Here is a 13,472-nt window from a genome sequence, read left to right on the forward strand (position 1 = left end):
ATGTCGCAGAATGCCAAAATCGTCATGGACGCGGTGCGCGCCGCCGACCACGACCGCTATCTCACGGCACTCTACGCGCCGGCCGACAAGCGCGATGCGGTGTTTTCGCTTTACGCTTTCAATGCTGAAATCGCCGGCATCCGCGACCGCATCCATGAAGCTTTGCCCGGCGAAGTACGGCTGCAATGGTGGCGTGACCTCATCGCCGCCGACAATGATGGCGCAAGCATCGGCCATCCCGTCGGGGACGCGCTGAAGGCGATAATTTCCACCCATCGCCTACCAAAGCTGGCGTTCGACAACATGCTCGAAGCGCGCATCTTCGATCTCTACGACGATCCGATGCCGTCGCGAACCGATCTCGAAGGCTATTGCGGCGAGACGGCGGCCGCGCTCATCCAGCTTGCGGCGATGGTGCTCGATCCCGTCGAGGCGCCTCGCTTTGCCGAACTGGCGGGCAGGGCGGGTTGTGCGCAGGCCATGACCGGCCTGTTGCTGCTGTTGCCGCTGCACCGCAAGCGCGGGCAGTGTTTTATCCCAGCCGATCTCCTGGCGGCGGCTGGATCGTCGCCGGAAGAGTTTGTTGCCGGCGATGGCGGGCCTGGGGCGCAGCGCGCCGTGACGGCGATGATCGCACTGGCGCGCGAACACCTTTCGGCTTTCGAGCGGGGCGCAGCTGGGCTGCCGGTAGCCTTGCGTCCGGCATTCCTGCCGCTGGCGCTGTCGCGCGCCTATCTCGACAAGATGGAAGGCTCGCGCCATTCGCCGCTCGAAGGAGTCGTGAGGCTGTCGGCCTTACGCCGGCATTGGCTGCTGTTGCGGCACGCGGGCAAGGGCTGGCCGGCACTTTGACGTAAACGTCAATCGTGCTAAGGATTCGGCCGTGCCGGGAACTGTCGCCGCAGACGACAGGCCGGCCCGGAGGAAATCCATGAGCTTGCCCGTACTGGTTGCGATCGTCGCCCTTGGCATAGCGCTGTCGGTTGCCGCCGTGCATTTCACCGGTGGCAGCAAGACGGCCACGCTGGCCGATCCGGATCAGGCGTTGAGCCGTTTTGCGGAGGATTACCCTGACGAGATGGCTGCGACAGTCCGCCTGACGGCGGACGCCAAGACAGCATTTCTGGACCTTGGACGAGGGCGCATCGGCATCGTTCACAGCGTTGGCGACTGCTTTTTGACCCGCATCGTCACGCCTGCCGACACAAAGGTGTCCAGCGCTGATGAGGCCAACACAATTTTGATGCGGCTGACGGACTTCACCTGGAAGGGCGGCCGCTTCCGCTTTGCCGATGCCGGCGATGCCCAGGCCTTGCTGAAGGCTCTTGAAGCACGCCACTCAGATGCCGCCAGGGAGGCCGCATGATGGACAGTTATGATTTTCCGCAGGTCACTCAACTGGCCATTCCATTCTTTGTCGCCGCCATCCTGATCGAGCTCTGGCTCGTGCGCAGCGGTCGCGCCAAGGGCTCGTTCGAGACGCGCGACACGCTGGCCAGCCTGATGATGGGCACTGGCAATGTCGTTGCCGGGCTGCTGCTTGGCGTCGTGTCCTACTGGGCGCTGCTGTGGCTGTGGCAGTTCCGCGTCTTCAATCTCAGCCTGTCAGTCTGGGTCTTTTTGACCGCCTTCCTGCTCGATGATCTACGCTACTACGTCTACCACCGCATCGCGCACCGGGTGCGCTGGGTGTGGGCCGAGCACGTCAACCATCATTCCAGCCAGCACTACAATCTGTCGACGGCGCTCAGGCAAAGCTGGACCGGCCTGTTCACCTTCATGTTCGTGCTGCAGGCGCCGCTGGTGCTGCTCGGCTTCCATCCGGCGGTGATTGCCTTCACCTTCGGCTTCAATCTGGTCTGGCAGTTCTGGATCCACACCGAGACGATCGGCAAGATGTGGGGCTGGTTCGAGCTTATCTTCAACACGCCATCGCACCACCGCGTCCACCACGCCACCAATCCGCGCTATCTCGACGCCAATTATGCCGGCACGCTGATCATCTGGGACCGCATGTTCGGCACCTTCGTCGAGGAACTGGAGGAGGACCGGCCGCGCTACGGCATCGTCAAGAATCTCGGCACCTTCAACCCGCTGAAAGTGGCGTTCCACGAGTGGATCGGCATGTTCAGGGATGCCTTCGCGCCGGGGCTGACGCTCAGCGATCGCCTAAACTATCTGATCAAGCCGCCAGGCTGGAGCCATGATGGCTCGCGCGAGACATCGGAAAGCCTGAAGGCGGCCTATGTCAGGCGGAATCCTGGTGAGGCCGGGAAGCCGGGTCTGCCGATGGCGGGCGCTGAGCCGGCGGAGTAGCTGCTTTGGCTGCTAAGAAAGGTCGCTCGAACCACCATCCCGCATCAGCGCCTCGTAATCGCGGCCGCCATAGAAGATATTGACGATGCGGACGAGATCGTCGTCGACGATGTAAGTGATGACGGCGGAATGCTCGAACGGAACTGTTCGCAGTCCGGGCACGATGTCGTCGCGGGAACGGCCACCTCGAGGCGCGTTGCCGATGCTCTGGCAGCGGTCTTCGATACGCAAAACGAATTTCAGTGCGACGTCAGGACTTCCGCTGGCCTCGACGATGTGTCTGAAAATGTCGGCCAGGTCATTCCTGGCGTCGTCTTGATACTCGACTTCAAGCCGCTGAATCATCAGCGCGGCTTGAATACTGGTCAAAGAGACCCCGGAGGTGTGTGCGAACCTCTTCTCCCGAGTGGCTTTGCCTCGTACCCTCGATCGACGCCTTCACCCGCGCCCGGATCGACGCCATCCGCTCGGCGTGCTCTTCCTCTTCGCGCTGGAAGGCGCGGAGCGCTGCGCGGATGACTTCGCTGGCCGAGCCGAAGGAGCCGTCCTCGACCTTCTCGCGGATCATGCGCGCCATGGCGGGCGTGACGGTGACAGACAGTTTTTCGGCGGATTCCATGAACGGCTCCGTTAGCGAGTAAGATAGTATCCTACTCTATCCGCACTGCCAACTAAAGCTGTTACTGACCGGATTTCGTCTCCCCGGCGGCCGCTGTGTGCCCCCGCACGGTGGCGCCGATACGTCGTGTTATGCCGAAACTTCTCCTGATCGTACGGCCCTGCGCATCTGTGGAATTGGCTTGCAGTTCGACCAGCGCGTCGACGATTGCGGGCGCTTCCGAGCCGGGGTTTTCTCGCTCGAACCGCGCGCTGACGTCGACGCCCTGAGGATGCGACGGATTGAGACGAGCTTGGATGGCCCAGAAGGATGACAGTGAATAGAGCGTCTTCAAGAAATCGAGGAGGAACCGGTCATTGTAGGGCCGTCAAGGCCCTGCACGGCAATAATCCGCCTCAGGCTTCGGTCGCGGTTTTCATTGTAATTTTCATTTTCGTACAACCAACCTTCGCCGCCATGCGGCTGGCCGATCAGCGCCTCAAGCGCGGGTATGTGAACCTCACGCAGTTTTTGCAGGTTGTTGCATCTGACGTAGATGCTCCAAACAATCTCGTAGTTGCCGGCGAAAGGCTTCTCGCTTGTCGGCGAACCCGGCGGTAGAAGCTGGGGCAGACTGGAGCGTTTGGCCACGGACTACTCTGCTGCCTCGGCCCGCGCCGGCAGCCCCAGCCACTCGCGGCAATCGCTCAGCGCACGCGATGTGATGGCGTGCCTTTTGGCGACCGTTTTATCCTTGCCGCGCAGACGCTTGCCTTCGATCTTCACCGCTTCGACAGGCGGGAACAGGCCGAAATTGACATTCATAGGCTGGAAGGAGCGCTTTCCCGGCTCGTCATCGGAGACGATGTGGCCGCCGGTGATGTGGTTGAGCAGGGCGCCGAAGGCCGTGGTGAGCGGCGGCAGCGAGGGTGTCTGGCCGAGCCGCTCGGCGGCGGCGAAGCGGCCGGCGAGCAGGCCGATGGCAGCACTTTCGACATAGCCCTCGCAGCCGGTGATTTGGCCGGCGAAACGCAAGCCCGGACGCGACTTCAGCTGCAGGGATTGGTCCAGCAAGGTCGGTGAATTGATGTAGGTGTTGCGATGCAAGCCGCCGAGGCGGGCGAAGTCGGCGTTTTCCAGGCCTGGAATGGTGCGGAACACACGCACCTGTTCCGCGTGCTTGAGCTTGGTCTGGAAGCCGACCATGTTGTAGAGCGTGCCCAGCGCATTGTCCTGGCGCAGCTGGACGACGGCATAGGCTTTCACCGTTGGGTTGTGCGCGTTGGTCAGGCCCATCGGCTTCATCGGCCCGTAGCGCAGCGTCTCGACGCCGCGTTCGGCCATGATCTCGATCGGCAGGCAGCCGTCGAAATAGGGCGTGCCTTCCCATTGCTTGAATTCGGTTTTCTGGCCGTCGACCAGCGCCTGCACGAAGGCAAGGTACTGGTCCTTGTCCATCGGACAGTTGATGTAGTCCTTGCCGGTGCCGCCCGGTCCGACCTTGTCGTAGCGCGACTGGAACCAGCAGGTATCCATGTCGATCGTGTCGAAATGGATGATCGGGGCGATGGCGTCGAAGAAGGCCAGCGCATCGGCACCGGTCGCCTCGGCGATCGACTGGGCGAGCGACGGTGCGGTCAGCGGCCCGGTGGCGATGATCACCTGGTCCCAGTCCGCCGGCGGCAGGCCGGGAACTTCCTCGCGCTGTATGGTGATCAGCGGGTGCGCTTCGAGCCTCTTTGTCACGGCTTCAGAAAAACCGTCGCGGTCGACGGCGAGCGCACCGCCCGCCGGCACCTGGTTGGCGTCGCCGGCGCTCATGATCAAAGAGCCGGCCAGACGCATTTCGGCATGCAGCAGGCCGACCGCGTTGTTTTCGGCGTCGTCTGAGCGGAAGGAATTGGAACAGACGAGCTCGGCCAGGCTATCGGTCTTGTGGGCGTCGGTGCCGCGAACCGGGCGCATTTCATGCAGCACAACGGGAACGCCGGCTTGCGCTGCCTGCCATGCGGCTTCTGAACCGGCGAGACCGCCGCCAATGATATGGATAGGGTTTTTGCTCATGAGCGCCGGAATAATCGCTTGCCGCCGCGATTGCAATTGTCGCGCTTGGTGTGGGGCAAACCGCAGAGGGCGAAACCAGCCGCCGAAAACAACATCACCCGCCGGGGGAGGAGGTCCGGCGGGTGTCGTTTTTGGGGTCGATCCTCGGGAGGAGGTGAAGATCGACCGTATTCGTCATTGCCGGGGAGGAGGTCGGCTTTGACGAAATCTCTTTCGCGTTTTGAAAAGGGGCGAAACCCTTTGGAGCAAAGTTCATTTTGCCCCGGAGAAACAGCGCCCGCCGCGGGAGGAGGTGCGGCGGGCGCCGTTTGGTTGGCCAACCCTCGGGAGGAGGTGAAGGTCGGGCCTATTCGTCATTGCCGGGGAGGAGGTCGGCTTTGACGAAATCTCTTTCGCCATTTTTAAAAGGGGCGAAACCCTTTGGAGCAAAGTTCATTTTGCCCCGGGGAAACAACGCCCGCCGCGGGAGGAGGTGCGGCGGGCGCCGTTTGGGTGGTCAACCCTCGGGAGGAGGATAAGGGCTGACCGTTCGCTGGAGGTCGGGGAGGAGGTCGACCCCAGCGAAATTCCGTTGTTAGATCGCCCGGCGGGCGACGATCTTGATTTCGTCGCGGACGATACCAAGATCATGCAGCTGGCGGTTCGAAAGGCGACCCAGCTCGGTAACCGTATCGCGATAAACGCGCCAGTTACGATAGTTGCGGATCAGGTTCATTGTCGTTCTCTCTTCAGAAACTTGTTCGGACCATTCGCGGTCCGAAGGATTAGACCGCCTTGCGAGCGACGTAAGGAATGTCGCTGCGGCTGATGCCGAGGTCGGTCAGTTCACGGTTGCTCAGGCGGCTCAGCTCGGACACGGTGTCCCTGTAGCGGCGCCAGTTGCGGTAGTTGCGGATCAGGTTCATGGTAGTTCTCGTTTCGTCTTTTCTTGCGGATCATTCCGTTTGTGTACGAACCATAAATAGGCGGGGTCATATCGATTTAAAAGCGCTATGGCTGCATGGCAGCAATGCAAATTGTGCAATGCAACATTAACGCGCCTTCACGGACCTGACACAAAGAAGCCAGAATCAGAAAGTGCCGTGACGTCAACGGTTTGGCTGGTTCGGCTGAAAAAACGACCTAGCGGGGGAGGCAGGACATGGCGGGCTACTCGACACGGGTCAGGTCCGATATTGCGCGGTGGCTTCAGGCAGGCCTGATCGACGCCGCGACAGCCGATTCCCTGACACGTGACGTCGAGGCCAACGCGCGCAAATCACTGAGCTTCGGTTCGATCCTGGCGATGATGGCGGCACTGCTGTTTGGCGCGGCCATCCTGATCTTCGTCGCTGCCAACTGGGACGCCATCCCGCGGCTGGCGCGGGTGGCAGCGCTGTTTGCCATCATCCTTGGCGGCTATGTCGGCGGCGCGGTGCTGAAGACGCGCGACCATGCGGCGATCGGCGAGGCGCTCTGGATCGTGGCCGCGGCGGCGTTCGGCGGTTCGATCGCGCTGATCGGCCAGATGTATCATTTGTCCGGCGACGAGGCTTCCGCGCTTGTCACCTGGGGCGCCGGTACGGCACTAGCGGCGGTCGCGCTGCGGTCGAACCCGCTCACCGTCGCTTCGGTCGGCATCGCCGATGCCTGGTTGTTCCTGAAAGGGTTCGATTATTACAGCCGTAGCAACTTTCCGTATGCCTTCGTCGTCATGGCGATCGTGCTGTTTGCCGTCTCATTCTGGACCCGCAGCCAGCCGGCGCGGCACCTGATCATCCTGTCGCTGCTCTTCTATCTCGTGCTGTTGGCCGGGAATCACGCGACGCTGCCGGTGGCGATCCCCTTGGTCATCGTTTCTGTCGCGCTCTTCGCTGCTGCCGTCTTCGCGCCGGAGCCGGTCGACCGGCTCGTGCAGCTTAGCGGCCGCTTGCCGCTGCACGCGCTGCTTGGCTTCCTCACCGGCCTCGCCATCATCCAGTTCGAACTGGCCGACGAAAGCACCTACAACAGCGGTTTCACCATCGCCTCGGTCGTCGCGCTTGCCGGCATCGTTGCCGCTATCGTGCTGGCAGGAAGGGAGAGCCGAGGCCTGCGCTGGCTTGCCTATCTCGGCTTCGCCTTCGAACTCGCCATGATCTATGTCGTGACTCTGCAATCGATGCTCGACACGGCCGGCTTCTTCCTGGCCGCCGCGGTGCTGCTCGGTATTCTGGCGATCGTCATTATCCGCGTCGAAAAACGCATGAAGGGTCCGGCCACCGGAGGAGCCACGGCATGATGACCGGAAGGAGGCTTGTTATCTCGGCGCTGGTGCTGGCGCTCGTCCAGATAGGCTTCCTGAGCTGGATCATCGCCGGCCGGGCGGCGATCCTGCGCAATGGCAAGGAAGTGCTGTTGAAGATTGAACCCGTCGATCCGCGCGACCTGCTGCGCGGCGACTATATCATCCTCGGTTATGACATCTCGCGTATACCGGTGAAGATGATCGCCAACATTCCTGTCGGCAAGTTCTCCAGCGACGACACCTCGATCGTTGTAAGGCTAAAGAAGGGCGCCGACGGCTACTGGACGCCGACCACCGCCTGGTTCGGCAAGGCGCCGACCCCTGCCGGGGGCGACGAGGCCGATATATCAGGCCATGTCGCCGAAGGCTGGGATCTGCGCAGCGAGGGCATGACGATCGCGCCAGACTACGGCATTGAACGGTTCTACCTGCCGGAAGGCCAGGGGATGGCGATCCAGAACGACATGCGCGTGCGCCCGTTCGGCATACGGCTTGCCCTTGCCAGCGACGGCACCGCGCAGATCAAGGCGCTGGTCGACGGCGACAAGACGCTATTCGAGGAACCGCTATATTAATAACGACGTATGCCGGTGATCGGTGCGAATCAGGAGACCAGAACCCCCTTAAATCAAGTGTAAGGGCCTTGCCGTACAAGCGTTGCGGCACCCACCGGGGGGGCGCGTGCTACTATACGAAATAGCCAAACAGATTTTTCGCAAGAAAGTTCACCGACTCAGGGATGGAGAACTCTGCGGATCAACTCCGGACCTTACTCGTCTCGGCGACGATTTTTGGATAGGGACCAATCGATATTGTGTAGCTGAAGTCTGCTACGCCTTTTTCCTGCTTGTGTATCGAGGGGCTGCGCACAACCCAGTCATAGACGCCAGAAACCATGCAGCGATCGTCTGCACAGGTGACCGCAATGCTGTCATTGCGGACGTTATATACGCGTTCGGGCCATCGCCGGTAATAGCTCCTCTTGTCCTGAATGATCGAACTCAGGTTCGTCAACTTGCCATAATAGTCGACCGTCCGAGCGTAGGACGCCTGAACTTGAGCAAGAGCGAAATCGTCGTTGTCGCCATGATGCTCGATGAAATCCTTGACGAAGGCGACCGCAACGCTCTCCGCCTGTTGCCTTACGTCGGGTGCATGCACTGGCGCGGGCACGGGATCTGGCCTCGTCGACACCTGCGATGTATCTGCGGGCGATTGGTTCGCTGCGACATTGGTCACACGCAACTCTGCCATTTCGCTGGCCGATAGGTATCTTATGTCATTCTTGTCATAGCTCGAAGCCAATTCCATCAGCTTGGGGTCCACTCCCATCTCGACTACATAGGATGTGATTGCGGCCGTTCCGAGCTGAACACGGGCCTTTGCTTCTTCTCTGGACATCCCGTCAGCCGGTTTCAACCAAGCCCGATGAACGCCGATAGAACCTGGTTCGGCAACACGGTGGACGCCACCCAAGAAGGCCAGTGAGCAGGCTGAAGCGCACTGCAATTGACGAACCTGAAGCGTATCCAAGCCTGCCGCGCGGATCATACGCCCCAACCGAAGCGCGCTGCCGACATTGCCGCCGGGGGAGTTGAATACGATCATCCGGACCCGGCTGCTCACAACCGCGTTGCCAAAAGCGTTCAGGGGTTCATTGTCTTTGAATTCGCCGGAAACAACAAGAAACGGCTGCTGCCCTGGAGACGAAACAGGCGTGTATTCTAGGGCCTCAACCTTGCATGTTGCTGCCGCGACAATTGACGCCACCGCCAGAACTAGAGAAACTACACGCACAGCACGACAGAGCCCCAACCTGCCTGCTGCAAGTAAGAACCTGTCAAGGAATTATTTCAAGGGCCTTCTTTGAAAGTTGGATTTCATTCGAAGCGGTCATTGGCCGAAAAAAATTGGTGCGGATGAAGGGACTCGAACCCCCACGCCTTTCGGCACTGGAACCTAAATCCAGGGCGTCTACCAGTTCCGCCACATCCGCATGCTCCGGCAATCCCATGTAGCCATCATTCTGTCAATGTCAGGTTCGACATGTTGGCTCAGGTCCAAAATGCCGGGTGAGGGCCAAAATGTTGGTTATTCGCCTAAATGCGAAGACTGTTGAAAATTGGCCTCGCCTGTGACAAAAGGCGTGTCAAATGTGACGGGACGCGACGATCCGCTTCTACAGAATGTGATAAGAAGTAGGAAAAACAAGAACTTATTCACATTTTGGAACGCAGTTTGGGAGAGTTTGAGCCGTAATTTCGGTCAAATCGCCAGGTTCCGTACCAAAAGCCATTCCCGGCAAGATTATACCGGCAGGCTGTAAACGGCAGAGGCCGTGGCAGTCTCATTGGTGAAAACAAAGGTTTTACGATGCAGGTCACCGAAACGCTCAACTCCGGTCTCAAGCGCGAGATCAAGATCACCGTGCCGGCCGGTGACATGGAAGCCAAGCTGATGGCGCGGCTGTCGGACGCCCGCAACAAGGTCCGCATCAACGGCTTCCGGCCGGGCAAGGTGCCGGTGCAGCACCTGCGCAAGGTCTATGGCAAGTCGTTCATGGCCGAAGTGGTCAACGAGATTCTCAACGATTCGACCCGTTCGATCATCACGGGCCGCGGCGAAAAGGCCGCCATGCAGCCCGAAGTCATCATGACCGAGGACGAGAAGGAAGCCGAGAAGATCCTGGCCGGTGGCACCGACTTCGAGTTCCGCCTCAACTACGAGATCATTCCGGCGATCGAGATCAAGGATTTCTCCGACATCAAGGTGACGCGTCAGGTGTTCGACGTGCCGGACACCGAGATCGACGACCAGGTCAAGCGCGTTGCCGAATCGGCGCGCAGCTACGAGCCGAAGACCGGCAAGGCCGCTGAAGGCGACCGCGTCAGCATCGACTATGTCGGCAAGATCGACGGCGAGGCCTTTGCCGGCGGCGCCGGCACCGACCAGCCGCTGGTGCTGGGCTCCAAGGAGTTCATTCCAGGCTTCGAGGACCAGCTGGTCGGCAGCAAGGCCGGCGACGAAAAGCAGGTCACCGTGACCTTCCCGGAAAACTACCAGGCGGCCCATCTGGCCGGCAAGGAAGCCACCTTCGACGTCACCGTCAAGGAAGTGTCGAAGCCGGGCGAACTGGAAATCAACGACGAGACCGCCAAGAACCTTGGCCTGGAATCGCTGGAGCGCCTGCGTGAGATCGTGCGCGGCCAGATCGAGAACCAATTCGGCTCGATGACGCGCCAGAAGGTCAAGCGCCAGCTGCTCGACCAACTGGATGCTGCCTATTCGTTCGAGGCGCCGTCGAAGCTCATCGAGGCCGAGTTCAACAATATCTGGGCGCAGGTCAACCGCGATCTGGAAGCCGCCGGCCGCACCTTCGCCGATGAAGAGACGACCGAAGAAGAAGCCCGCGCCGAATATCTGCGTCTTGCCGAACGCCGCGTGCGCCTCGGCCTGGTGCTGGCCGAGATCGGCGAGAAGGCCGGTGTCACCGTATCGGACGAGGAATTGCAGCGCGGCCTGTTCGAGCAGGTTCGCCGCTTCCCGGCCAACCAGCAGCAGGAAGCCTTCGAGTTCTACCGCAACAATCCCGAGGCGCTGAATGCGCTGCGCGCGCCGATGTTCGAAGAGAAGGTCGTCGATCATCTGCTCGGCCAGATCTCGGTAACCGACGTCAAGGTCAGCAAGGAAGAGCTGATGGCCGACGACGAGGACGCGGAAACCACGACCAAGGCGAAGCCGGCGAAGAAGGCCGCGGCCAAGAAGGCTGAAGCCAAGGCGGAGGCGGGCGACGAGGCGGAAGAGCCGAAGAAAAAGGCTGCGCCGAAGAAAAAAGCCGCCAAGGACGCCGAATAAGTTTCCGGCACTTGATGGAATCGACGAAGGCCGCCCTAGGGGCGGCCTTTTTCGTTGCGAAACTGCAACAGCCGGCTCGCTTCGCGGCAGTCGGTACTTGGCTATACCAAGCGCTAATCACTATCTGCGTTGTTGCTGCAAACCGTGTGGTTCCTGGAGGGGCGTTGAGCCTATTCTTCGAAACGGGGCGTGCCGTCGCCCTGGCGCTGGTTCTGGCCTTCGCCTGTGATCTTGCCCAAGCCGACGCGCTTGCCGGCCAGTGGCGCTTCGGCACGGACGACGGTGGCTTTGTCACCGCTTCGCTTCATGGCACCAACAAACTGATCACGGGTGGCGGCGCTTTGAGCTACAGCCCGGTGCTGACCATTGCCTGCCGGGCAGACGGCGAACCGCGCTGGACCGAATGGCTGCAATTGAATGACGGGGTTTCGGCCAGCCGTAAGATCACCATGTCGGTCACCGTCGACGGCGGTGGCAAGTTCGACGAGAGTTGGTCGGTCGGATCGCGCGGCCGGATGCTGATGCGCGACGGCGCCGACAGCATCAAGCGCCTTGTTCCCGCAAGCCGGCTGTCGCTTTCCTGGCGGTTCGGATTGTTGTCAGGCCGCGGCCAAGCGGATTTCGACCTTGCGGGGCTTGAAGAGGCGGTCGAGCAGATCGCCGGGACCTGCCGGACCGCTCCACCATGAGCGCGCCGAGGTTCTAAACCTTCGCAATGCTTGGCTTTTTCTACCCGCCGCCTGGATTCTGTGGTATGTAAGTACTGCAATTCCACCGGGGAGAGATATTCTTCCCAGGCGCGATCGTCCGAGGCATAAATGGCGATCAGGGAGGAAATGCCATGCGCGCTATAGCGTTTTTCGCTGCGGTGTCCGTTACGATCTTTATCGCGCATCCGTCGCGGGCACAGGATGCCGCAGCTGGTGAGAAGGTCTTCACCAAATGCCAAGTCTGCCACATTGCAAACGAGGACAAGAACAAGATCGGTCCATCGCTGCATGGCGTCATCGGCCGCACGGCCGGTACGCATCCGGATTTTAAATATTCCGATGCCATGATTGCGGCAGGCAAATCCGGCATCAAATGGGACGAGCCAACGCTGACGACCTACCTTCACGATCCCAAAGCCATGGTCAAAGGCACCAAGATGACGTTTCCCGGCCTCAAGAACGATGCAGACGTGGCCAACGTCATTGCCTATCTGAAAACGTTCTCCAAGTGACCTGGCTCCTCCGCCATTCGTCTAACGCCTTGTTTTACCGTGATCTTATTGGAATCAAAGGGACAGCGTAAGCAACAACAGGGTTCCGTTTTCGCCTACGTGGGCGTTCAGTTAGGGATCATGGCCCAGCTTGCCTGCTTCCATCGGTGGTTCGCCTGCAATGTCGACTAAGGAAAGCCGTCTCGGGGACACCGCCATCCGCCTCTCGGAAGCGACGGCGGGCGATTTCTTCGCGCTGCTGAAGCCGCGCGTCATGGCGCTCTCCATCTTCACCGCTTTCGTCGGCCTGATGGTGGCTCCCGTTGTGATGAATCCGATCATCGCCGTGATCGCTATCGGTGCAATTGCGATCGGGGCAGGGGCGGCCGGGGCTCTCAATATGTGGTATGACGCGGACATCGATGCGCTGATGTCACGAACATCAAAGCGGCCGGTTCCGTCCGGCCGCGTCATGCCGGGCGAAGCGCTCGGCTTCGGCCTCGTGCTTGCCGGTCTTTCGGTCATGACGCTCGGCTTGTTGGTTGGATGGCTCGCCGCATCGCTGCTGGCCTTCACCATCTTCTTCTACGTCGTCATATACACGATGTGGCTGAAACGCTCGACGCCGCAGAACATCGTCATTGGCGGTGCCGCCGGCGCTCTTCCTCCAGTCATCGGCTGGGCGGCGGCCACCGGCGCCGTCGGCGTCGAAAGCCTTGTCCTGTTCCTGATCATCTTCCTGTGGACGCCACCGCATTTCTGGGCGCTGGCGCTGTTCAAGGTCGGCGACTACGCCGCCGCCGGCATTCCAATGATGCCGAATGTGGCCGGCCCGGCTTCGACGAAGAAGCAGATCCTTGCCTATGCGCTGCTTCTGGCGCCGGCCGGCGTGCTGCCTTGGGCCTTCGGATTCGCCAGCGGTTATTACGGAATTGTCTCGGCCGTATTGGGCGCGGGTTTTATCTGGCACGCCTGGAAGGTCCTGGCCACCGCCGAAAAGGAGCTGAAGCCCGCCAAGGCGCTGTTTGCCTACTCGATCATCTATCTTTTCGCGATCTTCGCCGCGCTGCTTGCCGACACCGTCATCATGCGCGCGCTGGTTTCAGCCGGCGCTTGAACGGTTGATAAGTGCCATGCTGAAGGCCGCACGCTGATCCGTCACGCCGGCAGCG

Annotated in this window: 17 protein-coding genes and 1 tRNA gene; 9 read left to right on the forward strand and 9 right to left on the reverse strand. The window is 60.7% G+C overall.

Annotation, left to right across the window (positions count from 1 at the left end):
* The 3 genes from AC1D05_RS08580 to AC1D05_RS08590 all read left to right on the forward strand — a co-directional run bounded on the left by AC1D05_RS08580 (position 1) and on the right by AC1D05_RS08590 (position 2,316).
* Positions 1-852 carry a phytoene/squalene synthase family protein gene (locus AC1D05_RS08580; protein WP_477440561.1) on the forward strand — a complete coding sequence of 284 codons (852 nt, stop codon included), beginning with the start codon at positions 1-3 and terminating at the stop codon, positions 850-852.
* A gap of 79 nt (positions 853-931) precedes the next feature.
* Positions 932-1,366: a hypothetical protein gene (locus AC1D05_RS08585; protein WP_477440019.1), complete on the forward strand. Its 435-nt coding sequence runs from the start codon at positions 932-934 to the stop codon at positions 1,364-1,366.
* Positions 1,366-2,316 carry a sterol desaturase family protein gene (locus AC1D05_RS08590; protein WP_477440563.1) on the forward strand — a complete coding sequence of 317 codons (951 nt, stop codon included), beginning with the start codon at positions 1,366-1,368 and terminating at the stop codon, positions 2,314-2,316. The genes AC1D05_RS08585 and AC1D05_RS08590 overlap by 1 nt, the downstream gene beginning before the upstream one ends.
* 12 nt (positions 2,317-2,328) lie before the next feature.
* On the opposite strand, the gene AC1D05_RS08595 is transcribed toward AC1D05_RS08590, so the two are convergent.
* The 7 genes from AC1D05_RS08595 to AC1D05_RS08625 form a co-directional block, all read right to left on the reverse strand.
* Complete coding sequence (locus AC1D05_RS08595) at positions 2,329-2,661, reverse strand: type II toxin-antitoxin system RelE/ParE family toxin (RefSeq protein WP_477440565.1); 333 nt, start codon at positions 2,659-2,661, stop codon at positions 2,329-2,331.
* Entirely contained in the window at positions 2,645-2,935 is a 291-nt protein-coding gene (locus AC1D05_RS08600; protein WP_477440021.1) for a type II toxin-antitoxin system ParD family antitoxin, read from the reverse strand. The genes AC1D05_RS08595 and AC1D05_RS08600 overlap by 17 nt, the downstream gene beginning before the upstream one ends.
* A gap of 61 nt (positions 2,936-2,996) precedes the next feature.
* Positions 2,997-3,269, reverse strand: coding sequence for a hypothetical protein (locus tag AC1D05_RS08605; RefSeq protein ID WP_477440023.1), 273 nt, complete (start codon positions 3,267-3,269; stop codon positions 2,997-2,999).
* Complete coding sequence (locus AC1D05_RS08610) at positions 3,266-3,565, reverse strand: hypothetical protein (RefSeq protein WP_477440025.1); 300 nt, start codon at positions 3,563-3,565, stop codon at positions 3,266-3,268. The genes AC1D05_RS08605 and AC1D05_RS08610 overlap by 4 nt, the downstream gene beginning before the upstream one ends.
* 3 nt (positions 3,566-3,568) lie before the next feature.
* The gene (trmFO, locus tag AC1D05_RS08615; RefSeq protein WP_477440027.1) at positions 3,569-4,978 is read right to left on the reverse strand and encodes a methylenetetrahydrofolate--tRNA-(uracil(54)-C(5))-methyltransferase (FADH(2)-oxidizing) TrmFO; all 1,410 of its coding nucleotides are present in this window, start codon (positions 4,976-4,978) and stop codon (positions 3,569-3,571) included.
* Positions 4,979-5,552: 574 nt separating this feature from the next.
* Complete coding sequence (locus AC1D05_RS08620) at positions 5,553-5,693, reverse strand: DUF1127 domain-containing protein (RefSeq protein WP_477440028.1); 141 nt, start codon at positions 5,691-5,693, stop codon at positions 5,553-5,555.
* Between the two features lie 49 nt (positions 5,694-5,742).
* Positions 5,743-5,883 carry a DUF1127 domain-containing protein gene (locus AC1D05_RS08625; protein WP_013531315.1) on the reverse strand — a complete coding sequence of 47 codons (141 nt, stop codon included), beginning with the start codon at positions 5,881-5,883 and terminating at the stop codon, positions 5,743-5,745.
* A 236-nt stretch (positions 5,884-6,119) separates the two neighbouring features.
* On the opposite strand from AC1D05_RS08625, the gene AC1D05_RS08630 reads away from it, so the two are divergent.
* Together AC1D05_RS08630 and AC1D05_RS08635 are read left to right on the forward strand one after the other, a co-directional pair.
* Positions 6,120-7,238: a DUF2157 domain-containing protein gene (locus tag AC1D05_RS08630; RefSeq protein WP_477440030.1), complete on the forward strand. Its 1,119-nt coding sequence runs from the start codon at positions 6,120-6,122 to the stop codon at positions 7,236-7,238.
* Positions 7,235-7,819 carry a GDYXXLXY domain-containing protein gene (locus AC1D05_RS08635; RefSeq protein WP_477440032.1) on the forward strand — a complete coding sequence of 195 codons (585 nt, stop codon included), beginning with the start codon at positions 7,235-7,237 and terminating at the stop codon, positions 7,817-7,819. Before AC1D05_RS08630 ends, AC1D05_RS08635 begins: the two co-directional genes overlap by 4 nt.
* A gap of 181 nt (positions 7,820-8,000) precedes the next feature.
* Here the strand turns inward: AC1D05_RS08635 and AC1D05_RS08640 are convergent, their stop codons facing one another.
* Complete coding sequence (locus tag AC1D05_RS08640; protein WP_477440034.1) at positions 8,001-9,041, reverse strand: COG3904 family protein; 1,041 nt, start codon at positions 9,039-9,041, stop codon at positions 8,001-8,003.
* Positions 9,042-9,155: 114 nt separating this feature from the next.
* Positions 9,156-9,240 (reverse strand) — tRNA-Leu (locus AC1D05_RS08645).
* A gap of 377 nt (positions 9,241-9,617) precedes the next feature.
* Between AC1D05_RS08645 and tig the strand changes: the two genes are divergently transcribed.
* The 4 genes from tig (at position 9,618) to AC1D05_RS08665 (ending at position 13,417) form a co-directional block, all read left to right on the forward strand.
* Positions 9,618-11,099 (forward strand): trigger factor, encoded by a 1,482-nt coding sequence (gene tig / locus AC1D05_RS08650; RefSeq protein ID WP_477440036.1) that lies wholly within the window; start codon positions 9,618-9,620, stop codon positions 11,097-11,099.
* Positions 11,100-11,113: 14 nt separating this feature from the next.
* Positions 11,114-11,788: a hypothetical protein gene (locus AC1D05_RS08655; RefSeq protein ID WP_477440038.1), complete on the forward strand. Its 675-nt coding sequence runs from the start codon at positions 11,114-11,116 to the stop codon at positions 11,786-11,788.
* A 152-nt stretch (positions 11,789-11,940) separates the two neighbouring features.
* Positions 11,941-12,321, forward strand: coding sequence for a c-type cytochrome (locus AC1D05_RS08660; protein WP_096446724.1), 381 nt, complete (start codon positions 11,941-11,943; stop codon positions 12,319-12,321).
* 160 nt (positions 12,322-12,481) lie between these two features.
* Positions 12,482-13,417 (forward strand): heme o synthase, encoded by a 936-nt coding sequence (locus AC1D05_RS08665; protein WP_477440040.1) that lies wholly within the window; start codon positions 12,482-12,484, stop codon positions 13,415-13,417.
* Positions 13,418-13,472: the final 55 nt, after the last annotated feature.

The organism is Mesorhizobium sp. P2_E9, from assembly GCF_056403815.1.